The sequence below is a fragment of the Psychrobacter sp. TWP2-1-2 genome (assembly GCF_049896785.1).
Taxonomy (GTDB): Bacteria; Pseudomonadota; Gammaproteobacteria; order Pseudomonadales; family Moraxellaceae; genus Psychrobacter.
Map to the genome: position 1 here is coordinate 1 of NZ_JAFCVA010000001.1, position 23,012 is coordinate 23,012.

Below are 23,012 nucleotides of genomic sequence, written 5' to 3' on the forward strand. Positions count from 1 at the left end.
AAGGTAGATCAGCGCTTGGTATAAGAGTATGGTTTTGTCGTTCTTGTAAAACGACCCATAACAGAGACGTTAATGGAGCAAAAAACATTCTCGCGGTCGGGCTTGGCCGTCTTTAGTAGGAATCCCCCTCCTTTGAGGGCGGGGAGGAAGTCAAAGTTTAGACTCAGCTTCAAGTGAGCGCGTTTAACTACTTGGGAATCGAGAGTATGTCAAATCACCAATCAGACAACGCATCAAATAAGTCAGTCAAAAAAGCGGTATTGGTCTTATTTCATAACGATTTGCGCATAGAGGACAATGAAACGTTAGTCAAAGCGGCGACATTGGCTAAAAGTAATCAAGGCAACCTGATGCTCATCTATGCTGATTTTTTGGCTGATTGCATTCAATCGAGAGAGAGCCGTCAAGCTTACCACTTTAATGAGATGGGCGCTGCTCGTCAGCAGTTCTTGTCTGAGAGTTTGGCAGATTTGGATCGATCGCTTCAGCGCCTTGGTAATCGATTACTGTATCTGTCGCCAAGCTATTTATCAAAGAGTCATTTGTCGCCAGATAAGGTAGAGTCTGCCTTAAACACCTTTACTAAGTTATGCCAGCTCATTGAGCAGCAACAAGTCACCGATATCTGTGTCAGCCACACGGCAGATTATAATCAAAATAAAGGCTATGCTGCCTTGCAGAGCAAATATCCGCAGATAATATGGCACAGGCAATCAACCCATATGCTATTTGCTGATTTACCGACACAAGACCTGCCCAAAAGCTTTACCCAGTTTCGCAAAAAGGTTGAAGCAAGCCATGATTTATTGAATGCTGACGACGAGGTGGCTGTTTTTCCTACGCCAAAGTCGCTACCGCCAATGCCTGATGCGTTGATGGGTCATAGTAAATACCTTTTTAAAACACAAGCATCTAATGAGCAAGCGCTTAGCTTTAAAGGTGGTGAAACAAATGCAATGATTCATTTAACTCACTATTTTGATTCTGCTGCGCCGCGCACTTATAAAACCACACGTAATGCATTGGATGACTGGACGCATTCTACTAAATTCTCGCCTTGGCTGGCAAAAGGTTGCTTGTCTGTGAAAATACTGTTGAATCGCTTACGTCATTATGAGCGTGAGATTATCGCCAATGAGTCAACGTATTGGATTTGGTTTGAGCTGCTGTGGCGCGAGTATTTTTATTGGTATGCGATTGAACATGGTAGCAATCTATTTTTGTTTAAGGGCATTGGTCATCAATTACCAGCTACTCATTTTGACGATCAGCGTTTGCAGCAATGGCAGAATGGCAGAATGGCAGCATGCCATATCCTATCGTCAATGCCTGCATGAATCAGCTAAAGCAAACAGGGTATATGTCCAATCGAGGCAGACAAATCGTTGCTAGCTGCTTTATTCATGAGCTGGGTTTAGACTGGCGTTACGGTGCAACCTATTTTGAGCAGCATCTTATCGATTATGATGTCGCGAGTAATTGGGGGAATTGGCAATATCTAGCGGGCGTAGGCGCTGATCCAAGAGGATGTCGGCAATTTAATCTTAGCAAGCAAACCCAACAATACGACCCCAATGCTGAGTTCATTGATAAATGGCAAGGCCGTCATGTAAGTTAAAGCGGTTTATAGATTTTAGACCATAAATGCTGAATAGCACGTTTTAAACCGCTTAATAGTCTTATCAGCGGTTATTTTTTATGCTAATAGCAAACCGTTATAATGAGTTATAAAATTATCACTATTGTATAACTTATAACATTCATTTAAAATGAATATTTAAGTTAAACTCTATTCACATGCTTCTAAGAAGACTGCCATGCAATCGATCAACTTACCCAGCAAGCCGCCCAGCTCTCCGCATCCTATTCTGAATTTGAGCTTTCGAATATTTTTTAGTGCTGCCGCGCTATTTGCCGTGATAACGATGCTGCTATGGTCTTTTGTATTTACCGGTCATACAGATATTGACGCACAAGCACTGAATCCGTTGTACTGGCACGGTCATGAGATGGTCTATGGTTATGCCTTGGCGGTCATTGCAGGATTTCTCCTCACGGCAGTGAAGACGTGGACAGGGGTAATGATGCCGCATGGTTATAAGCTGCTGGCTATATTTGGCTGTTGGCTGTTGGCACGTTTGAGCTGGGCAGGTTTTGGGCTTGGTATGACGGTTGAGGGTAGCAGTATATCGTTGTTATATGTCGCCGCAGTATTTGACTTATTGTTTATCGCTTCGATGGCATTTGTGATATGTCGAGCGGTATTACAGGTCAAGCAGTATAAGCAAATGGGCATCTTAGCGAAACTGGCATTATTGACCATTGGCAATGGAATCTGCTACTGGGGTATTATCAATGCCGATATGAGTATGACTAAAATAGGTATTTATCTAGGGTTTTATTTGATTATCGGCTTGGTGCTGACCATTGGTCGCCGCGTGGTGCCATTCTTTATTGAACGTGGTCTGAGTGTTGGAACGACGGAAGTCATCAAGTTGCGCAATAGTAAAGTACAGGATATTGCGAGTTTATTGTTTTTCTTAGCGTTTTTTATCAGTGACTTGTTTTATCCTAATAAGTATCTGCTGACTATTACGGCGCTTGGCGTAGCAGTGGTTAATATCGTCCGTCTGGTAGGCTGGTATCATCGCGGTATCTGGCAAAAGCCATTGCTTTGGTCATTATATGTTGCATTTTTGGGCATGTGTTTGAGTTTTCTGCTGTATGCGCTGCAACCATGGTTGGGCTATACTCATAGTATTGCGATGCATGGGCTTGCCATTGCAGGCGTTGGTATGATGACCGTGGCGATGATGACGCGGGTATCGCTTGGTCATACGGGACGTAGCATTCATCAGCCGCCCAAGACGGTGAATATTATGTATGGTCTGATGGTATTAGCATTTGTCAGTCGCGTGCTATTGCCGCTTGCCGATATGAGTCACTATCTGTTATGGATCATGATTGCCCAAGGGGCGTGGATTGCTTGCTTCCTGCTATTTTGCATCAGTTATTTGCCGATGCTGGCACGTCCTAGACCTGATGGTTTGTTTGGTTAGAGCCTGTAGAGCCGTTATAATGCTATCGCCAAAATAATAGGGGATTTATCCAAGTCTATCGACTGATTGTTGATATTTTTAAGTAGATTATTTTGCAAATGTTATAAGGTTTTAAGACCTTTGTTTTCCAGACACTGTTTGTTTGAAATACCGTTTATCCGAAATACCGTTTGTTTGAGACACTGACTTTTCAAGACCCTCATTTTCAAAATTATAGAGTTACATTGCTAAAATTTAGGCTGATACATACTTGAGAGATTTATATAAAATAGGAGCGCAAATAAATGCGATTGACCAATTATAGCGATTATGCACTGCGCTCATTGATTTACTTGGCGGTGAGACCAGAGCCGCCATTACTCGCAAATATCAGTGGTATTGCCGACAGTTATGGCATTTCTAAAAGTCATTTGACCAAGATTATTCATCAGTTGGGTCAGCTTGGTTATATAGAAAGTGTGCGTGGTAAAAATGGCGGTATACGTTTGGCTCGTGCGCCAAAAGACATCAATTTGGGTGTATTAATTAAACAAATAGAGCCAGACTTCGATTTGGTCGAATGCTTTGCGACCCCCGCGAATGGCAAGAGCAGTGATGGTCGACAGACTGGTTTGCCTATTACGCTTATTGATGAAACGACAAATAATGCTAGAGGCTGTGTCATTAGCCCAGCATGCCAACTAAAAAGTGTGTTCTTTGAAGCGCTGACGGCATTTATTAACGTCCTTGAACGCTATACCTTGGCAGATATCATCAATAACGAAGATGAGCTAGCGTCTTTATTGTTTCGTTAATAACTTTTGATGTTGATGGCATCATTGCAAAAAAGGGAGCGACCATCTTGGTCACTCCCTTTGTTATGCTTCTAATATGAGATTATACGGTCAATTAAGCTTTTTCTAATTTTGGACGGGCTTTATCAATGGCTTTTAATAGTGCCACTTCAAACTCACCGTCATTGAATGTCACTAAATAGGAATGTGCAGCGCAGAAATTACGCACATCGCGCCATTCATGTGCCAAATTGCTTGCCCAATCGCAATATTGCTTGCCTGCATTGGGCTCATTTTTTAGCGCTTTTTTGGTCGTTGGGTGTAGTATCAGTTCAGGTAATATCGCCTCTAATAACTTCATCGGTGGACTCATAAAGGTATCATCGACGTGCAAGCTTTGACTGGTAGGATGATAGGCTAATAGTGAGCCTGCATGAATCATCTCATTGGGTGAGATATAGTGGATGCCTTGTGACATTGAGAACTTAAGCTCAGGGTAACGCTTGGCGACCGTATCGCTTTCAACCAAGTCATCTGCCCATTTTACTTCAGGTGCTTTTTTATGGTGGCGGCTACTGCCATAAAAGGTCGCCTGCGGGAAGTCTTTTGCCATTTGTGCACAGTGCACCGTATGGAATGGGTGGACGTTCAGTACTGCTTCGACATCTTGACCATTATTGGTTAATGCCATCACCTCATCGCGTACGTCACCAGTCAATGAATAGCTATCTAAAAATATAAACTTTCCTGAGTTTAACTGTATAAGTGAGCAGTGAGTACCAATGTTTAGAACACCACCAATGCGAAAAGATCCGCGTATATTCCAAAATCCTGCCCCTAAATCATGAATTTTATCGGTCATCGAAATTATTCCTTAGTGTTTTTATTTGAGTTTCTTGATGTCTTAGCAATTTTAATAATGAATATTTCTCATCAATAAATGACAATTTATTATAAACCACCTCTTATTATGGTGAGTCATGTACCTAAAGTCTGTTATAAAAAAGATGTTGATTGTTAGGTTCAGTGTATAGCGTTAAAGTCTGATATAAGCCTATATTAACCAAGGGTCATTGTCATTCATAGCTTATAATTTATAGATTGTTATTTAATGAATCTGTATAATATCTCTCACTATTTAATTTGTATTTGAAGGTTGAGTCATGAGATTTTTTGGACAAATGAGCGCATCAGCGGTTATGGCAACGATGTTATTAGCAGGTTGCTCAAGCCTAAACACTGATAACAGCGTCACTAAAATTGACACTATCCAAGCTGCTCAAACCGCACCAGTCCCACAAGTAGATTTTCGTTTCAGCACTACTGAGAATTTTGATCTTGCCAATCAAAACAAACTTTCTTGGCGTGTGTTTTATGACAAACCCTCTACAGGTGTAGAGGCTACTTGGTTTGACGCCGTAAAACATGGTGATCTAGCCACGGTCAAATATATGGTTAACAATGGTCAAGACTTAGAAGTTAAAGATACAGGTAGCCTTAACCAAACGGCGTTAGGCTGGGCTGCTTTTATCGGCTATGAAGATATGGTCGATTACTTAGTCAGTAAAGGCGCTGATATCTATGCTAAAGATGACGGTGATGTGTATAACGTCATGAAATCTGCTGTACTGGGAAAAAATACCAATATTGTCAAAAAAGTACATACGTTATTGAATGAAAAAGCGCCTGTGGACTTAAATGATCAGACGGTAGAAAGTGATGGTGAAACCTTGATTATGGTTGCAGCTAGTAATAATCGCCTTGAAACTGTCAAATATTTATTGGCGCAAGGTGCTAATCCAAATCTTGTGGCAACGACCAAAGACAAAAAAATGGGCTCGTATAATCAAGGTGCCTATTCATATGCGTGTTCGCGAGATTTGGTTGATATGCAAAAGCTATTAGCCGCCAATGGTGCTGTGAATCATCGCACTGGCAAAGCGAGCTGTGAATAATTGCGTTAATGACTTTATAAAAAAGGCTGCCATTTCGGTAGCCTTTTTCTATGCTAAGCGCTCCCAAGTCAGACGTTGACCAGCGGATTGTTTATAAGTGTCTAGTTTATCAGTACCTAGTTTATAAGTGCTTTTCTCATGAGTGCCTTGTTTATGAGCAGTTTTTATAGTCGTAAGCGGATATACGAGGATTGTTACCATAATTGTCGTTACGACATAAAAACTGATCGAAGCGGGTATCGCCATTAATATAGCGATGCATCCAAGCAATACCGGGCTTGCTCAGTAATATCTCATTAAAACGATAACTTGGACAAAAATGGCTACCATTCTTTATCTCAATCTTCATTTTTGCGCCTGTAGCCTTATCATAAAAACGACTGCTGTATTTTTTATTTGAGGCGATACGGTCATTTTGGCAAGTAATGAATAAAGCGGGCGTGTTCATTTCGCCATAGTCTTTATCATGATAGGGCGTTTGCGGAATAATCGCTCGAACCGTCTGACGTTTTGTCGCTAGCTGGAGAGCGCCGCCGCCGCCCATTGACCAGCCAATAGCGCCCAAGCGCGTACTATCTATCTGAGCGCCTACCGTATTGTCACGAAGCATATGATAAAGCGCGGCACTTAACTGTGCCGCACGGCTCTCTGGGTCATCATAAATGGAGTTGGTATCGATGGTAATAACCACAAATCCCCAAGATGCCAAACGCGGCCCCCACCATTTAATAGAAGATTCGTAGGACACATAACCGGGTATCACTGCGATTCCGCCTAACAGACCACAGCCGCCTGCATTGGTTGGATAATAAATAGTTCCGCCACCAAAGCCGTTAGCTAACTGACGAGGAACAGCTTTCTTAGCCACCGAAAAAGACCCCTTATCACGCGTATCTGACAGATTAGCCGCTGTAATAATACTGTCGGCGATACAGTTTGACGGCACGGCTGGTGTTGATACAGGCGATGTTATTGCAATCGCTGACGCTATCGGGGTTGATACTATTTTGGTCGATTGCTCTTTAATTGTGAGCTTGTTCGTTGCGGCTACTTCGTCTAACGTAACTGCCGACGCATTTATAGAAAAAACTAGGATACCTATAGCGACAATCCATTGCGAATAATAAGGGTATTTGGGCATGATAGAGAGTCTGCTATAGGTGAGTTGGATTTCGCTGCAGGTTATATTTTGTGGATATAAGTTTTTGTGAATTGCATTTATATATAATAGATCAAAATAATAGTAGACAGTAATCTGCTTGCTGTCAAAAATATACGTCACCTACGCAGTATATAAATCAGCAGTTTTTAGTGTTCAACAGACCCTAAGCATAAATAAAGCAATACCGATAACACACCGAAACCAGAGTCTGGTATTTGGTGTGCTAAAATCATACATGACGGCTATCCCTAGCATCAGCCATTATTGTCATCATTGTTTTTGTCATTATTTCAGCTATTATCGTCCTATTTCTATTACTCACGCCAGATCATCCGCGTCCAACATAGCCTGTATCCCTGTGAAAAATACCATCAGTAAACCCCAAAATAATATGCCAGAACCTCTATCTACACCAATCAATAATGCAACATCGTGGGTCTTAAAACTCACCATTGGTTTGATTGGGATGTTTGCTTTTTTGCAAGTGTATTCTATTCAGGCCATTTTGCCCGTATTGATGGTGGACCTTTCAGCAACTGAGGTACAAGCTGGCATGATCGTCGGTGCAACGGTGATGGCGATTGCTATTATGTCGCCATTCTTGGGCATGCTGTCTGACGCTGTGGGGCGTAAATCCTTTATCGTTGGCGCGTTATTATTTTTAGCGATACCAACTGCTTTAATTGCCCAAAGTCCGAGTATTGGTTGGATGGGCATGTGGCGGTTTATGCAAGGGTTGTCTGTACCGGGCATTACCGTGGTGACGATTGCTTATATCGGTGAAGAGTTTGAGGGACGCGCTGTCACAGAACTGATGTCGTTCTATGTCTCAGGCTCGGTACTTGGCGGCTTCATGGGGCGATTTTTACTTGGGCATTTGCACGAGCTTATCGGCTGGCGTGAAGGCTATTATGTGATGGCAGCGATGACCCTTATCGGTGCGCTGTGGGTCGGCAAGATGCTACCATCGTCACAGCAGTTTGTGGCCAATCCGAATTTTCGTTCCGCGATGCAGACGCTCGGTGAGCATTTAACCAATCGTTATGTGGTAACGGCGTGTCTGCTAGGAGCGTGTGTTTTATTCTCACTCGTGGGTTGTTTTACCTTTATCAATCTACATCTTGCTAAGACGCCATATGAGTTGAGTACGGGTGCGCTTGCCAATATTTTTGCCGTTTATTTGATAGGTGTTGTCATCACGCCATTGTCGACGACTTTGCTACGTCGCTTTGGTTCAGCGCGCACAGTACGCGTGGCTGTTTTCGTTTCTATGATTGGGGTGCTGTTAACGCTAGTGACGCCGTTATGGGGCATTATTATTGGTCTTGCTATTATGTCCTCAGGTGTCTTTATCACCCAAGCTGCCACCATCAGTTATATCGCCGTCAATGTTAAAAAAGGGCGCTCATTGGCGTCTGGTTTATATTACATGGGGTATTATGCTGGCGGTACGATGGGTGCGTGGTTATGCGGCATGGCTTATGCGCGCGGGCAGTGGTCGCTCACAGTATGGCTGCTCTTATTTGTACAGATTTTGGCATTACTGGTTGCCAGTTTTGGTATGATTAAAACAAAATCACGCGCGGCTTGATGGCTGTTTTTGAGAAATTTTCATCAAGCTATTGCAGCTTAGGATGTTTATGTAAGGTTGCTTTACATAGCACCTATTTTTTCTTACTATCGATATAGCCTGTTCAATACACCTTAATAATTCTATTAATAATGTTAGCCGCTATCAATTTTTAAACAGCCAATTTTTTATAAGTAAAAGCTAAAATAACTAGAACTGCGTGCCATCAATTATCCATGATTCACCCGCATAATAACTTATCCGCATGACCAACAAGGACGTCATATCTATGTCAAATATTTACCACAGCGCCCCTTCTGCTTACGATTATCCCTTATTAGTTAAGCAACTATTGAACCGTGCCAAAACGGTGTCGCTTGAGCAAGAAATCATTTATGCTGATAAAAAACGCCTTACGTATAAAGATTTATTCAACCGTATCAATCGCTTGGCTAATGTTTTAGCAGGTTTGAATCTGGATGCAGGTGATATAGTGGCGGTGATGGATTGGGACAGCCATCGTTATCTTGAGTCGTATTTCGCGGTACCGATGTCAGAGTATATTTTGCAAACCGTTAATATCCGCCTATCACCAGAAAAAATTCTTTATACCATCAATCATGCTAAGCCAAAAGTGCTGCTGCTCAACTCTGAGTTTGCGCCATTGGTCAAAAGCTATCAGTTTGAAAACTCTAGTATTGAGCACATTATTTGGCTAGATGATGATGGCGTGACATCTGAAGGAGTCTTCGGTGGTAATCAAAACCGCGTAGTAGGTGAGTATGAAGCGTTATTACAAGCTGCCGATAGTGAGTTTGACTTCCCAGATTTTGATGAAAATACCATTGCCACAACGTTTTATACCTCAGGCACGACGGGCGATCCAAAAGGCGTATTCTTTAGCCACCGCCAGTTAGTATTGCATACCCTCACCGAAGCGGCGACACTAGGTATGCTGCCCGACAAGCAAGGCGTCAGTTACGGTGATGTCTATATGCCGATGACGCCGATGTTCCACGTTCATGCGTGGGGCTTTCCATTTACCGCGACCATGGCTGGTCTGAAGCAAGTGTATCCGGGACGCTATGCACCAGATGTGTTAATGGAGTTGATTATTAATGAAAAAGTTAGTATTACCCATTGTGTCCCAACGATTTTGCAAATGGTGCTCAAAGAAGCGCAAGATCGCGGTGCTAGCTTTAATGGTTTAAAAATGATCATCGGTGGCTCACGATTGACAGAAGGTCTGGCAAAAACCGCCATGGCACAAGGTATCGAAGTATATACTGGTTATGGTATGTCAGAGACAGCGCCCCTTATTAGCTTGACAGAATTTAGTCTCGACGAGCCTAAAATGAGTGAAGATGAAGATATCGCTCGCCGTTGTATGACTGGTAAGCCCGTACTGATGGTGGATGCTCAAATATGGAGTACCAATAATGAGTCGGTTGGTACCGGTCAAGACAATACGGGTGAGCTGGTATTGCGCGCACCTTGGCTAACGCAAAGCTATCTAAAAAATGACGATGCGGGCAAAGAGCTGTGGGAAAACGGCTATATGCACACCCAAGACATTGCTTATATACGTCCTGATGGTTATATTAGAATTACTGATCGCTTAAAAGACGTCATTAAGTCAGGCGGCGAGTGGATATCGTCATTAGAGATTGAGACGATTTTGTCGTTACATCCAGCGGTCGCTGACGTATCTGTGATTGGGATACGTGATAAGCAATGGGGCGAGCGTCCATTGGCCTTGATTGTGTTAAAACCTAATGCTCAAGACACGAGCGTTGATAATATCAAAGCCATTGCTGAGAAAGCCGTAGAGCGGGGTATTATTCCGAAATATGGTGTGCCAAGTCAGTTTAAGTTCGTCAATGAGTTGCCAAAGACTTCTGTTGGTAAACATGACAAAAAAGTGATGCGTGAGATGTATGCTGATCAAACTGAGGTGTAGGTTTAAAGTGTCTTAACTATTGAGCAGATAACTGGCTTAATAGTTGACCTTTATGGTTAGCTCTGCTACATTTTAAACCGATACCTACTAAATCGATACGTAGTGTATCGGTTTTTTGTTCTATTAGAGATAGCTGGCAGGGATAGCCAATCTTTACTATGACATTATTAGACAATATTACATCGTATTACCCATCATTTATGCTAAGGACAGCTATTATGAGCGAGCAAACCGCCACTTCAGTGACCAACCAATCGTCAGACCAAGCTCAGACTTCTCAAGCGTCATCTAATACCACTCAAACTTTTGCTGAAATTTATCACTCTTCTATTGAAAATAAAGAGCAGTTTTGGGCAGAGCAAGCAAAGCGTATCTATTGGCATAAAGAGCCTGAACAAATCCTTGATGACAGCAATCTGCCATTTGCGCAGTGGTATGTCGGTGGCGAGACCAATCTTTGCTATAACTGTGTGGATCGCCATCTTGCAGAGCGCGCAGAACAGGATGCTTTTATCTGGTTATCCTCTGAGATTAACCAAGAGTTAATAGAAACCTTTCCTGCAGTCGTCGATGCGTTTAAAGACTTGGGTAACAACGTCGAGCTTTACACGGACTATACCAAACGTCGTCTGACCTATAATGACCTATATAAAGAAGTCAATTATTTTGCTGATGTGCTACAGCGTCATGGTATTGGCAAGGGCGATCGCGTTGTCATTTACATGCCGATGATTCTAGAAGCCGCTTATGCCATGTTGGCTTGCGCTCGTATCGGTGCTGTACATTCTGTGGTATTTGGTGGATTTGCGGCGCATAACTTAGCCATTCGTATGGATGATGCTGAAGCAAAAATGGTCATCACGGTGGATGCAGGTTTGCGCGGTGGTAAAGTTATTAATTATAAAAATCTTGTCAATCAAGGGGTCGAGCAAGCAACGGTTAAGCCCGAACATGTATTGGTCATCAATCGTGGCATTTTACCATTTGAGCCAAAAAATATTGATGTTGATTATGCAACTCAGCGCCGTATCAGCTGTGAAGCCAATGCGATTGTCGAGCCAGTTTGGCTTGAGTCAAATACGCCGTCGTATCTTCTGTATACTTCAGGCACTACGGGTACGCCAAAAGGCGTGCAACGTGATACCGGTGGTCACGCGGTTGCGCTAACGACGTCGATGGACTATATCTACGATGGCAAGGCGGGCGAGACATTTTGGGCGATATCAGATATCGGCTGGGCGGTCGGGCATTCTTACACCATTTATGCACCATTGCTGGCTGGCATGACGAGTGTGATGTATGAAGGTCTGCCGCATCGCCCAAACCCCGGTATTTGGTGGCGAATTGTCGAAGCAAACAAGGTCAATATTTTATTCACGGCACCGACGGGTGTCCGTATGCTGAAAAAACAAGATGAGACATGGATGACACGCTATGATGTCTCCAGCGTAAAATCCTTCTTTTTGGCAGGTGAACCACTGGATGAATCGACAGCCAATTGGCTGACTAAGCATTTAGGTGTGCCAATTTTAGACCATTATTGGCAAACAGAGTCTGGCTGGCCCATTCTAAGTAACACGCCTAAATTTAATCATAAGCCACACAAGCAAGGCTCACCCGGTTATCCCATGTATGGTTATGATGCGCATGTCATTAATGAAGAAACTGGCGAACCTTGTAAAGCTGGCGAAAAAGGACTGCTCGCGATTCGTGCACCATTGCCGCCCGGTTGTCTGACCACGGTATGGCGAAATGACGAACGCTTTATTAGCAGTTATTTTGGTCTGTTTGATGGCAAGCAATACTCAACCTCGGATTATGCCGTGACTGATGAGGAGGGTTATTTTTATATCTTAGGGCGCACTGACGATGTGATTAACGTCGCCGGTCATCGTATTGGCACGCAAGAAATTGAAGAAGCGATTAGCACGCATCCAGAAATGGCAGAATGTGCGGTTGTGGGTATTCATGATGAATTGAAAGGAGAGTTGCCGATAGCCTTTTGTGTGCTGAGAGATCATGAACAAGTCACAACTATCGAAAATCGTTTCCGTATTGAGCAGCAGGTCATCGGTGCTGTGGTCAAATCCCTTGGCGGTATCGCAAGGCCAGCGGCAATTTATTTCCCGCAAGCACTACCAAAAACGCGCTCTGGCAAAATCTTACGTCGAGCCATTCGTGCTTTAGCAGAAGGCAACGAAACAGGAGATATGTCAACGCTTGATAATCCAACAGCGATTGAGGCGATTAAGCAGTCCATGAAAGACTACTAATACGATGGCGTATTAATTGAAAAAAGCCATCTGACGTTAATATTGAAAAAAAGCTCATGCACAATCATGGGCTTTTTTGTTTTTAATTTAAGGCGCCTCCTCATTTTTATCATCACTTAGTCACTTTCGCTCAAACTGAAAATATACCTTACATAAAGTTTTTCTCGTTAACATAAACTCAGATAAAATTTTGACAAAGCGCTTGACCCTAAAAATGGTTTATTGGTATAGTCAATAACGATACGAAATAAATCATTTTATAAATTACGTTTGATCAATAAAAGCTCATCATTTTTTCTCTCTTTTTGAATATTAAGACACCGCTAAAGGGTAGTCTCGCAAACAAGATAAGGATATCTTATGCACCACGTCAAGCAGCTCATCAATGGTCAATTTGTTGATTCTAATACCAGTGAATGGATTGATATCACTGATCCTGCCACGCAAGAAGTTATTGCCAAAGTTCCGCAAACTACTGACGATGAAATAAATCAAGCCGTTGCAGCAGCAAAAGCAGCGTTTCAAACGTGGCGCAAAACACCAATCACCACACGTGCGCGTATATTTTTAAGGTATCAAGCACTGATACGCGATCATATGGATGAGTTAGCAGAAATCCTGACCGCAGAGCAGGGCAAAACCATTGCTGATGCGCGTGGCGATGTATTCCGTGGTTTAGAAGTGGTTGAGCATGCTGCTGGTATTGCCAATTTGCAAATAGGTGACTTCGTTGAAAACGTTGCATCAGGCGTTGATACTTACAGTATTTGGCAGCCACTTGGTGTTTGTGCTGGTATCACGCCATTTAACTTTCCAGCGATGATTCCACTGTGGATGTTCCCAATGGCGATTGCTACGGGCAACACTTTTATCCTAAAGCCTTCTGAACAAGATCCGATGGTCACCATGCGTCTGGTTGAGCTTGCGGTTGAAGCAGGTGTACCTGAAGGTGTGCTAAACGTCGTACATGGCGGCAAAGCTACTGTCGATGCTATTTGTGATCATCCTGATATCAAAGCAGTTTCTTTTGTGGGTTCGACCAACGTCGGCAAACACGTTTACGAGCGTGCCAGTCAATCAGGTAAACGCGCACAGTGTATGATGGGCGCAAAAAACCATGGCGTTATCTTGCCGGATGCTAATAAAGAGCAAACGCTGAATCAACTAGCAGGCGCGGCATTTGGTGCTGCTGGTCAGCGCTGCATGGCGTTATCTGTGGTTGTCCTTGTCGGTGCTGCCGGTGAGTGGATTGATGATATCAAAGCCAAAGCTGAGGGTTTAATCGTCTCAGCTGGTAAGCATGATAAAGATTTGGGTCCCCTGATTTCTCCTGCGGCAAAAGCGCGTGTTGAGCATTTGATTGGTACTGGAGTAGAAGAAGGGGCGAGTTTGATACTCGATGGTCGTGGCATTACGGTTGAAGGTTATGAACAGGGCAACTTCGTTGGTCCAACTATCTTTGATAACGTCACTGCAGATATGCAAATTTACAAAGAAGAAATTTTTGGACCTGTACTGTGTATCATGCGTGCCAACAGCTTAGATGAAGCAATTGAGATGCTCAATGCCAATCCGCATGGTAACGGCACGGCTATCTTTACTCAGTCAGGAGCTGCCGCGCATAAATTCCAGCAAGATATCCAAGTCGGTCAAATCGGGATTAACTTGCCGATTCCTGTGCCACTACCGATGTTCTCATTCTCAGGCTCACGTGCTAGTAAACTTGGTGATTTGGGTCCTTATGGTAAGCAAGCGGTGCAATTTTATACCCAAACCAAGACCGTTACGGCGCGTTGGTTTGATGATGAAGCAAGTCGCGGCGTCAATACGACTATTTCAATTTAACGCTGAATCACCTATATTTGCATTGACGCTTTAATACACCCTATTCAGCACAAGGATGACCCCATGGATTTTTCATTGACCGATGACCAAATTGCCTTTCGCCAAACTGCCAGACAGTTTGCCCAAAAAGAGCTAAAGCCTAATGCCGCTGAATGGGATCGCACCTCGCATTTCCCAGTCGATGTGATTAAAAAATCAGGCGAGCTCGGCTTTTTAGGGTTATATACCAATCCTGACTATGATGGTTTGGGTCTGCCGCGTCTAGATTCTGCCATGGTATTTGAGGAGCTGGCATGGGGCGATACGTCTGTGGCGGCTTATATGAGTATTCATAATATGGCAGGCTGGATGATTGGCGAATTTGGTAGCGATGCGCTGTGCAAAAAATATTTGCCAAATATGGTCAGCGGCGAATGGCTGGGCAGTTATTGTTTGACCGAGCCTAATGCCGGTTCTGATGCCGCATCACTGCGTACCAAAGCCGATAAGCAAGGCGAGTATTATGTGCTGAACGGTGAAAAAACCTTTATTTCAGGTGCAGGCTCAACCGATGTGTTGGTCGTTATGGCACGTACGGGCGCTGCAGGTCCAAAGGGGATTTCAGCATTCGTCGTTGATGCAGACAGTGCTGGTATTGAATACGGCAAAAACGAGCATAAAATGGGCTGGAAAGCACAGCCGACACGGACGATTAGCTTTAAAGATGTCAAAGTGCCAGTAGAAAACCTCATCGGCGAGGAAGGTCAAGGTTTTCGTATTGCTATGAAAGGCTTAGATGGCGGCCGGATTAATATCGGCATCTGTGCAGTAGGGACAGCGCAAGCGGCGCTTGAGACAGCGACCAATTACGTGCAAGAGCGTAGCCAGTTTGGTAGCCCGATCGCCAGCTTACAATCGGTACAATTTAAGCTTGCCGATATGCTGACCCAAACCATTACCGCAAGGCAAATGCTCTATTTAGCGGCGAGCAAAGTCGATAATAACGATGTTCAAGCCTCTACTTATTGTGCGATGGCAAAGCGTTTATCGACGGATCTTTGTTTTGATGTCGCCAACGAAGCCTTACAGCTGCATGGTGGTTACGGTTATCTCAATGAGTATCCGCTTGAGCGCCATGTGCGAGATTTGCGTGTCCATCAAATCTTAGAAGGTACCAATGAGATTATGCGCGTGATTGTCTCGCGTCAGCTCTTACAAGATGATGCGTTGAGCCAGTTACGCTAATCAGTTTATATAAATGGATAATTTGCTTATTCGAATTTATAAATAAAGCGGTTTTATAAAAAATTATAACAAGGATATTTCATGACGGATTATACCAACTTAAAACTATCAATTAATGGTCATATTGCGACGCTAACCCTAAATAACCCACCTGCTCATACGTGGACGATGGACAGTCTACAGGCGCTTAAGCAACTGGTCACGGACCTCAATGCCAACGACGAGGTATATGCACTAATTGTTCATGGCGATGGCGAAAAGTTCTTTTCAGCAGGTGCCGATTTAAATAATTTTGCAGATGGTGATAAAGGTCGTGCGATCAGTATGGCGATAGCCTTTGGTGAAGCGTTCGAGGCACTGTCAGCCTATCGCGGCGTAAGCATCGCTGTCATCAATGGTTATGCGATGGGTGGTGGTCTTGAGTGCGCACTCGCTTGTGATATCCGTATCGCAGAAGCACATGCGCAGATGGCACTACCCGAGACGGGTGTGGGATTGTTGCCGTGTGCCGGTGGTACGCAAAATCTAACGGCTTTGGTAGGCGAGGGTTGGGCAAAGCGTATGATATTGTGCGGCGAGCGCGTCGATGCCCAGACTGCACTACGCATTGGCTTAGTCGAAGAAGTCACTGCAAAAGGTGACGGTTTATTAGCAGCACAAGCCTTGGCACAAAAAGTCGCTAAACAATCACCAGTTGCGGTCAGTTATTCCAAAACACTTATTCAAGCGGCAAGAGACACACCACCTGCGCAAAACCTTATCCATGAGCGTGAAGCCTTTGTTAAATTATTTGATACCAAAGATCAGCGTGAAGGCGTGCAAGCATTTTTAGAGAAGCGTAAGCCCGTTTGGCAAAATAAATAAACGCTATATAACCAAACTTAATGATACTATTTTTTTTCTTTTGATATTTGTAGGTCACCTTTATGACAGTAGCTATAGAAGGCACATCAGACGCGCCGGTACTATTCAGCACCGAGCCGACAGATTGTGGTCACCTGATTGGAATAATGACGTTAAACACGCCCAAATCTCTTAATGCCCTTAGCGTTGAGATGTGTCAATTGTTATCGCAACAGCTAGAGCAGTGGGAAGGTGATGAGCAAGTGGTAGCATTACTATTAAAAGGCGCAGGCGATAAGGCATTTTGTGCTGGCGGTGATATTCGCAAGCTTTATGACAGTATGTCTAGTGATGCACCGCTACCGAATCCTTATGCGACAGAATTTTTTGGTCATGAATATTGTCTTTATCGGCAGATGCACTTTTATTCCAAACCACTAATACTCTGGGGTGACGGCATTATTATGGGTGGCGGCATGGGCTTGATGGCAGGTTGTAGTCACCGCTTGGTCACAGAGCGCACGCGCTTTGCCATGCCAGAAGTGACTATTGGGCTGTTCCCTGATGCTTCTGGCAGTTGGTTTTTGCAGCGTATGCCAGCTAAGACGGGCTTGTTCTTAGGGTTGACGGGCGCGATGTGTAATGGCAATGATGCGCTATTAGCCAATCTTGCAGAGTATGCCGTCGCCAGTAGTGACTATGATGCCGTCATACAAAGTTTAAAACAGAGTGATTGGCAGGTTGCCGCTAGTCGTACGGATAAATGCGATAACAATAGTGCTCATAGTATCGTTAGCCGTGTGCTTGCAGCGCAACCAATTGCTGAGTTGCCTGCTAGTAAATTGGCAATCCATTGGCAATCTATTCAGCAGTTGATGAACAGCGGCGGACTGGGTGATATCGATGCTTTATTACAAAGTGATGCGGCACTCGCAAAAATAGATACAGAGTTTGCAAATGATAGCTGGACGCAGCGAGCAGTAGATACTTATCGCCATGGCTGCCCAGTTACCGCTGCTTTAACTTATGCGCTTTATTATAAAGTCACTGACTTATCGATAGAGCAAGTTCTGTATTTAGAAGCCAACGTAGCCGTAAATTGTGCCGCTAATCCTGACTTTAGAGAAGGCGTACGTGCGCTATTAATTGATAAAGACCGTAATCCACAGTGGTCACGCTCACTAGCAGACTGCTTGAGTAGCGAAGGGCAGGCGTACATACAGCAGCACTTTGTGAATCCTTATGCTAAAGGTGAGCATCCGTTAGGCGATTGGTTGGGTGATGAGGCTATAGGCAGTCAGTCTGTGCGTTAAAAGTTAAATTTATCAATTCAATATAGACATCAAATTAAAATTACACTCAATTAAATAGTTTACAGCTATATGTGTAGCAACGCCTGCGCGCATGATTAATACTAACCATCAAGGAATGATGAGATGAATACAAAGGATCTAAATGCTACCGATAACGATACTACTAAGCCAAATATTGCTTTTATTGGGCTTGGTAATATGGGCGCACCAATGGCAGAGAATTTGTTAAAAGCAGGTTACCCGCTCTCGGTTTATGATTTGTCTGAGGATGCGACTCAGCGCTTACAGCAAGCAGGTGCCAGTGTAGCAGACAGTCCTAAAGATGCTGCACGTCATGCCCAAGTAGTTATCAGCATGTTGCCCGCTGGCAAGCACGTCCATTCTGTCTATCTTGGAGATAGTGGTCTGCTGGCGAATTTACCAAAAGACACCTTGGTCATTGATAGTAGTACTATTGCAGCGGCTGATGCAAGGTTGGTGGCAGAGGCGGCAAGTAAGCTTGGCATAGACTTCTTAGATGCTCCAGTCTCTGGTGGTACGGGTGGTGCTATCGCTGGTACGTTAACCTTTATTGTTGGTGGCAGCACTGATGCCTTTGCCAAAGCTGAGCCGATACTGGCTGTGATGGGCAAAAACATCTTCCATGCAGGCGAGCATGGCGCAGGACAGGTCGCAAAAATCTGTAATAATATGCTGCTTGGAATTTTGATGGCAGGAACGGCCGAAGCGATTAATCTGGGCGTCAAAAATGGTCTCGATCCAAAAGTTCTATCTGATATCATGCTACAAAGTTCAGGTCGTAACTGGACGCTAGAAGTCTATAATCCTTATCCGCAAGTGATGGAAAATGTCCCCTCTAGCAATGGCTATCAAGGCGGCTTTATGAGTAAGCTAATGCAAAAAGACCTTAACCTTGCCATGCAGACCGCTGAAGATACTCATGTAGAAACGCCAATGGGCGCTAAAGCGACTGAGCTTTATGCTGCGCATACCGTCGAGAATGGCGACAAAGATTTTTCGAGCATTATGGCGCGACATGACAGCTCAGTATTGACTTAAGATATTAAAAAAAGCATAACTAAAAAAAGGTCTGCATTATTATCTTAATGCAGACCTTTTTTTTACTTATATTGCATCACCTAGCTGGGTAGGTCATAGACGAGAGACTGAATATCTTTCGCTGCTTTTTGCAGTCGTGGGACATGGGTTAAGAGATCATCTAAAGACACTCTTATGGTCGGTGCATGAAGATACAGCGAGGCAAGGTAGCGCGACTTTCTATCCCGTATCGGTACGGCGATTGCCACCATCTCAGAGATAAACTCTTCATTATCGATACCAATACCTGTTTCAGCGATACGATCAAGCTCAGCGTTTAGCGCATCGATATCGGTAATCGTATTTTTGGTAAACTTATCCAACGACAGGTTTTGCAGAATTTTGTCGCGGCTTGTGCGCGGCAACTGGCTCAAATACAGCTTACCAGTCGCTGTACACCACATTGGCGACTTTGCGCCCACTGGCAAATAAATCTGTATCGGCAAGGTCGTATTTGCACGGTTGGTATAGATCATGTTCATCTGATAAGGCACACCGATCCCGCAAGTCTCTTTTAGCTCATCAACCAGCTTTTGCAAAATCATTTGTCGCTCATTAAAGAACAATCGCTGCTGCCAAAGCTCAACACCCAAGTTTCGTACTCGCTTGCCCGGTATAATGCCGCCGCCAATATCCACAGTCACAAACCCTTCATCGAGCAGATTTTGAATCAATCGATGAATGGTCGGCTTTGGAATATCAAGCTCTTGCGATAGCTCAAGTGGCGAGAGCGGTTTTGAGGCATAGGACACCGCCTCGATAATCTCTAACACACGGGTAATCGACGATACTTTAGGCATATGAGTGGCTCAATAAGAATAAAAAGAATACAGTAGGAAATACAACAAGGCATTAACAGATAAAAGTAAATACGCAGCCTTGTGACACATTTTCCCTAACCTCTAATTTAGCATAATATCAAGCCTAGACAAGATCTAGTTACTTTATATGCCAATACTAAATGTATCAATACTAACGTCACACAGTCATACAATATTGAAAACTGATACCAATACTTTTTTCTGAAAAGTTTTCTAAAAGCAATAATTACTACACCATCTCACAAAATACAACAAACTGTAGTAATAAGCTATATAACTGTCATTGAGTTAAATAAAGAGGTGGGTCATTATAATGACATATTTTGTAATATCCTTACATGAAGATTAAGCTAACCAATATTCATGTTTGCGCTGCTGAGTTACTTTAAGAGCATTGTGTAACAGAAAGTCGAAGTTTTGCGGATTGGTGTAGTAATTATTACAATATCTATGCAATCTTTACATAACGGCAAATAAAAAGCGCTCCTAGAGGGGTGACTTTTCCGGCCAAAATTGTTTTAATCTGCTCAACAAAATGATCGATTTAAAAAAAGCTAAATTGTCATTTTTTATGGGCGACTTATTCCACACTTTAGGAGAGTATTTATGAGACTTATTAAATTAACAGCAATTTCTGCTGCCGTTTTAGCGTCAACTGCTGCACTAGCTGCTGAACCTGTTATCGTTGTTGATGGTAACGATGCAGTTGTGTATGAAGCTGAGCCTGTTGCTGTTGCATATGAAGCTGAGCCTGTTGCTTATGCATACAATGCTGACGCTGGTATCGTTAGCAACACTACTGGCGCTCTTGTTGGTGGTACGAAAGGTTTCTTCCAAACGGCTATCAACCCAGCTTCTGTTAGCGCTGAAGTTGGTACTTTAGGTTATGGTGCTAACATCGGTTGGTCACTAAATGAGAAAACTGAACTACAAGCTGGTTGGGCTGGTGGCGATGTTTCTGATTTATTCGGCGATATTGATGTAAATGATATTGAATATGATATTAAAGATGCAGACTTTAGCAACCCGTACCTAGGTGTGCAATTACGCCCTACTGGTAACTGGTTCACCATGGGTGCTGGTATCATCGTACCTGACAACGATATCGACGTAACTGCTGAAGGTAAAAGCGATATCTTCAAGATTGATGATGTTAGCTATAATGCTACAGATACTGGTACTTTATCAGGTACTATAGAGCATCGTAACAAGATAGCCCCTTATGGTACTATTGGTTTCCGTCCTAACATCACTAACAACTTCGGTTTGTTTGGCGAAATTGGTGCGGCATACATGGGTAAAACTAACGCGACAGTTCGTGCAACTGGCGATGCTACTGAGACTGTTGGATATGTAAGTGGTGCAGAGACTGTTTCTAAAAAGGACAGTACTATTACGCGTGGTGACGTTGCCGCTGCAGCACAAAAAGAATTAGAACGTAAAGATTATCTTGAGTGGATGCCAATTGTTAAGCTTGGCGCAACTTACCGCTTCTAATCTAATCACAGTTTAAGTACTGTTATTAGAAGAAGAGTAAGAAAAAACGATCCTTTTTAGGGTCGTTTTTTTTGTTTGTGAAAGGGTAGTTGTTATAATAAACAATATGTATAAATGGTCTAGAAAATAACAATGGTTTGTTGCGCTGACAATACCGCGATACGGTAATCGGACTTAATGTCTGCTATGACCATTAAATATGACGGTTCTCTAATAGCATAAACTAAATCAGCAATCAGGTAGGAGTAATCTATTCCTAACCCTTGTGCCAGTTTGTATTGATGAATTTTGATAAAACTTTCTTTTATTTGCCATAGTAATTTAGCGATAATCTTACGCTGAAGTGGGGATAATGCTTGTAAAGCAGCCATTTCATGCTCAGAATAAAACCGCTGTGCCACGCGCCATGCTACATGATTGGTTTCAATATCAATACCAATGGGACGGTGACGACTAATAACCACTGTTACTTTACTGTTCAATGATGTATCGATTGTCTGAACAGTATTTTGGCTAATATCATGGTGATTCTTGCTGCCTGTATGACTAAAGCATACGTAATATTCACTGCTGCTAAGCCGATACGGGAAGTTTGACTCATCCAGAGTATCGCGCAACTTTAGCTGATCTAGTAATTGTTGTAGCAATAATCGAACGCCTTTACGTTGTAGTTGACGTTGATGCTGCGCCATTTCACGTGTTGATAAACTTACTGGTGACAGGCAGTAATGCCAATTAAGCTCGTAAAGTTTCTGAAAATCTACCTTCGATATATTGTTCGCGGATGACCACAGTAATTCATCCCATAGTCTTTTAAGGTTGAGGGATGAACATTCGCTCACTTGTGCAGTGGCGCACCACGTTGTAGGATCGAGCTGGGTATATTGGACATGAGTTAGGTTTAAGATAGAGCTTGGCATCATTGATTGCATCTATTGGATTGGTTCGCTTAGTAACATGCAAAAAGCCCAGCGATATATTATTGCTGGGCTTTCAATTATAAAATATGTTGAGCTTTATCGACTGTGATTAGTTTTACTGGTGTTAGTAAGACAGTTCAGCACGGCGATTTAGTGCGTAAGCTTCTTCAGTATTACCAGCGGCAGCAGGGCGCTCTTCACCATAGCTGATGATGCGGATATTGTTTACTGCGACGCCTTGAGTAGCAAGGTAATCACGTGCTGCAGCAGCACGGCGCTCACCTAGTGCCATGTTGTATTCACGGCTACCGCGATCATCAGTATTACCTGCGATAACAACGCTGGCTGCTGGATTTGAGTTTAGCAGGCTGGCATGTTGATTAAGAATGCTCGCTGCTTGTGAAGTGATTTCACTGCTATCAAAAGCAAAGTAAACAACTGCCTGTAGGTTTTCTGCGCCCATAATAACCGCGCTTGAGTTATCTACGATGACTGCGCCAGTGTATCCAACTTGACCACCTGGAATACCTAGCGGGGCAACCACGACTTCAGAAGTAGCACGTTTGGTCGCACAACCTGTGGTTAGTGCCACAGCGCTTGATAATACAGCGAGGGCTGCGATCTTAGAAAAACTGGTTGACATAATGAGCTCCTAAAATTTTAATTAATTAAAATTGTTTTTTTTTGAACTGCTTACGA

The 23,012-nt window shown here is 43.3% G+C and carries 19 protein-coding genes and 1 pseudogene; 15 read left to right on the forward strand and 5 right to left on the reverse strand.

What is annotated here, in order from left to right; translation table 11 throughout:
• The 5 genes and pseudogenes from ACP7AE_RS00005 to ACP7AE_RS00025 form a co-directional block, all read left to right on the forward strand.
• A pseudogene (locus ACP7AE_RS00005) lies at nucleotides 1–136 on the forward strand (zinc ribbon domain-containing protein); the annotation flags it as partial.
• 70 nt (nucleotides 137–206) lie between these two features.
• Complete coding sequence (locus tag ACP7AE_RS00010; RefSeq protein ID WP_426240925.1) at nucleotides 207–1,337, forward strand: deoxyribodipyrimidine photo-lyase; 1,131 nt, start codon at nucleotides 207–209, stop codon at nucleotides 1,335–1,337.
• Nucleotides 1,307–1,618 (forward strand): FAD-binding domain-containing protein, encoded by a 312-nt coding sequence (locus ACP7AE_RS00015; protein WP_426240926.1) that lies wholly within the window; start codon nucleotides 1,307–1,309, stop codon nucleotides 1,616–1,618. The genes ACP7AE_RS00010 and ACP7AE_RS00015 overlap by 31 nt, the downstream gene beginning before the upstream one ends.
• A 199-nt stretch (nucleotides 1,619–1,817) precedes the next feature.
• The gene (locus tag ACP7AE_RS00020) at nucleotides 1,818–3,059 is read left to right on the forward strand and encodes an NnrS family protein (protein WP_198330716.1); all 1,242 of its coding nucleotides are present in this window, start codon (nucleotides 1,818–1,820) and stop codon (nucleotides 3,057–3,059) included.
• Nucleotides 3,060–3,343: 284 nt separating this feature from the next.
• On the forward strand, nucleotides 3,344–3,853 hold the full coding sequence (locus tag ACP7AE_RS00025; protein WP_426240927.1) for an Rrf2 family transcriptional regulator: 510 nt from the start codon (nucleotides 3,344–3,346) through the stop codon (nucleotides 3,851–3,853).
• A gap of 94 nt (nucleotides 3,854–3,947) precedes the next feature.
• Here ACP7AE_RS00025 and ACP7AE_RS00030 read toward each other — a convergent pair whose 3' ends face one another.
• Nucleotides 3,948–4,694, reverse strand: a complete 747-nt coding sequence (locus tag ACP7AE_RS00030) for a hypothetical protein (RefSeq protein ID WP_426240928.1) — start codon at nucleotides 4,692–4,694, stop codon at nucleotides 3,948–3,950.
• A gap of 301 nt (nucleotides 4,695–4,995) precedes the next feature.
• On the opposite strand from ACP7AE_RS00030, the gene ACP7AE_RS00035 reads away from it, so the two are divergent.
• On the forward strand, nucleotides 4,996–5,787 hold the full coding sequence (locus tag ACP7AE_RS00035) for an ankyrin repeat domain-containing protein (protein ID WP_426240929.1): 792 nt from the start codon (nucleotides 4,996–4,998) through the stop codon (nucleotides 5,785–5,787).
• A gap of 151 nt (nucleotides 5,788–5,938) precedes the next feature.
• Here the strand turns inward: ACP7AE_RS00035 and ACP7AE_RS00040 are convergent, their stop codons facing one another.
• A complete protein-coding gene (locus tag ACP7AE_RS00040) occupies nucleotides 5,939–6,928 on the reverse strand; it encodes a dienelactone hydrolase family protein (protein ID WP_426240930.1) in 990 nt (329 codons plus the stop codon).
• Nucleotides 6,929–7,340: 412 nt separating this feature from the next.
• Here ACP7AE_RS00040 and ACP7AE_RS00045 point away from each other — a divergent pair, with 412 nt between their 5' ends.
• The 8 genes from ACP7AE_RS00045 (at nucleotide 7,341) to mmsB (ending at nucleotide 19,036) form a co-directional block, all read left to right on the forward strand.
• Nucleotides 7,341–8,540, forward strand: coding sequence for an MFS transporter (locus tag ACP7AE_RS00045; protein ID WP_426240931.1), 1,200 nt, complete (start codon nucleotides 7,341–7,343; stop codon nucleotides 8,538–8,540).
• A gap of 268 nt (nucleotides 8,541–8,808) precedes the next feature.
• Complete coding sequence (locus tag ACP7AE_RS00050; RefSeq protein WP_426240932.1) at nucleotides 8,809–10,479, forward strand: fatty acid--CoA ligase; 1,671 nt, start codon at nucleotides 8,809–8,811, stop codon at nucleotides 10,477–10,479.
• Nucleotides 10,480–10,697: 218 nt separating this feature from the next.
• Nucleotides 10,698–12,752 carry a propionate--CoA ligase gene (locus ACP7AE_RS00055; protein WP_426240933.1) on the forward strand — a complete coding sequence of 685 codons (2,055 nt, stop codon included), beginning with the start codon at nucleotides 10,698–10,700 and terminating at the stop codon, nucleotides 12,750–12,752.
• Between the two features lie 360 nt (nucleotides 12,753–13,112).
• Nucleotides 13,113–14,597 carry a CoA-acylating methylmalonate-semialdehyde dehydrogenase gene (locus ACP7AE_RS00060; RefSeq protein ID WP_193008206.1) on the forward strand — a complete coding sequence of 495 codons (1,485 nt, stop codon included), beginning with the start codon at nucleotides 13,113–13,115 and terminating at the stop codon, nucleotides 14,595–14,597.
• A 63-nt stretch (nucleotides 14,598–14,660) separates the two neighbouring features.
• Nucleotides 14,661–15,821, forward strand: a complete 1,161-nt coding sequence (locus ACP7AE_RS00065; protein WP_193008204.1) for an acyl-CoA dehydrogenase family protein — start codon at nucleotides 14,661–14,663, stop codon at nucleotides 15,819–15,821.
• A gap of 81 nt (nucleotides 15,822–15,902) precedes the next feature.
• On the forward strand, nucleotides 15,903–16,685 hold the full coding sequence (locus tag ACP7AE_RS00070) for an enoyl-CoA hydratase (RefSeq protein ID WP_426240934.1): 783 nt from the start codon (nucleotides 15,903–15,905) through the stop codon (nucleotides 16,683–16,685).
• Nucleotides 16,686–16,747: 62 nt separating this feature from the next.
• A complete protein-coding gene (locus ACP7AE_RS00075; RefSeq protein WP_426240935.1) occupies nucleotides 16,748–17,977 on the forward strand; it encodes an enoyl-CoA hydratase/isomerase family protein in 1,230 nt (409 codons plus the stop codon).
• 123 nt (nucleotides 17,978–18,100) lie between these two features.
• On the forward strand, nucleotides 18,101–19,036 hold the full coding sequence (gene mmsB, locus ACP7AE_RS00080) for a 3-hydroxyisobutyrate dehydrogenase (RefSeq protein WP_426240936.1): 936 nt from the start codon (nucleotides 18,101–18,103) through the stop codon (nucleotides 19,034–19,036).
• Between the two features lie 80 nt (nucleotides 19,037–19,116).
• Here the strand turns inward: mmsB and ACP7AE_RS00085 are convergent, their stop codons facing one another.
• The gene (locus tag ACP7AE_RS00085) at nucleotides 19,117–19,875 is read right to left on the reverse strand and encodes an IclR family transcriptional regulator (protein ID WP_045446365.1); all 759 of its coding nucleotides are present in this window, start codon (nucleotides 19,873–19,875) and stop codon (nucleotides 19,117–19,119) included.
• A gap of 627 nt (nucleotides 19,876–20,502) precedes the next feature.
• Between ACP7AE_RS00085 and ACP7AE_RS00090 the strand changes: the two genes are divergently transcribed.
• Nucleotides 20,503–21,393, forward strand: coding sequence for a hypothetical protein (locus ACP7AE_RS00090; protein WP_426240937.1), 891 nt, complete (start codon nucleotides 20,503–20,505; stop codon nucleotides 21,391–21,393).
• A 119-nt stretch (nucleotides 21,394–21,512) separates the two neighbouring features.
• On the opposite strand, the gene ACP7AE_RS00095 is transcribed toward ACP7AE_RS00090, so the two are convergent.
• Nucleotides 21,513–22,316 carry a 4'-phosphopantetheinyl transferase family protein gene (locus tag ACP7AE_RS00095; RefSeq protein ID WP_426240938.1) on the reverse strand — a complete coding sequence of 268 codons (804 nt, stop codon included), beginning with the start codon at nucleotides 22,314–22,316 and terminating at the stop codon, nucleotides 21,513–21,515.
• 121 nt (nucleotides 22,317–22,437) lie between these two features.
• Nucleotides 22,438–22,956 (reverse strand): peptidoglycan-associated lipoprotein Pal, encoded by a 519-nt coding sequence (gene pal, locus ACP7AE_RS00100; RefSeq protein WP_055124946.1) that lies wholly within the window; start codon nucleotides 22,954–22,956, stop codon nucleotides 22,438–22,440.
• Between the last annotated feature and the right edge of the window lie 56 nt (nucleotides 22,957–23,012).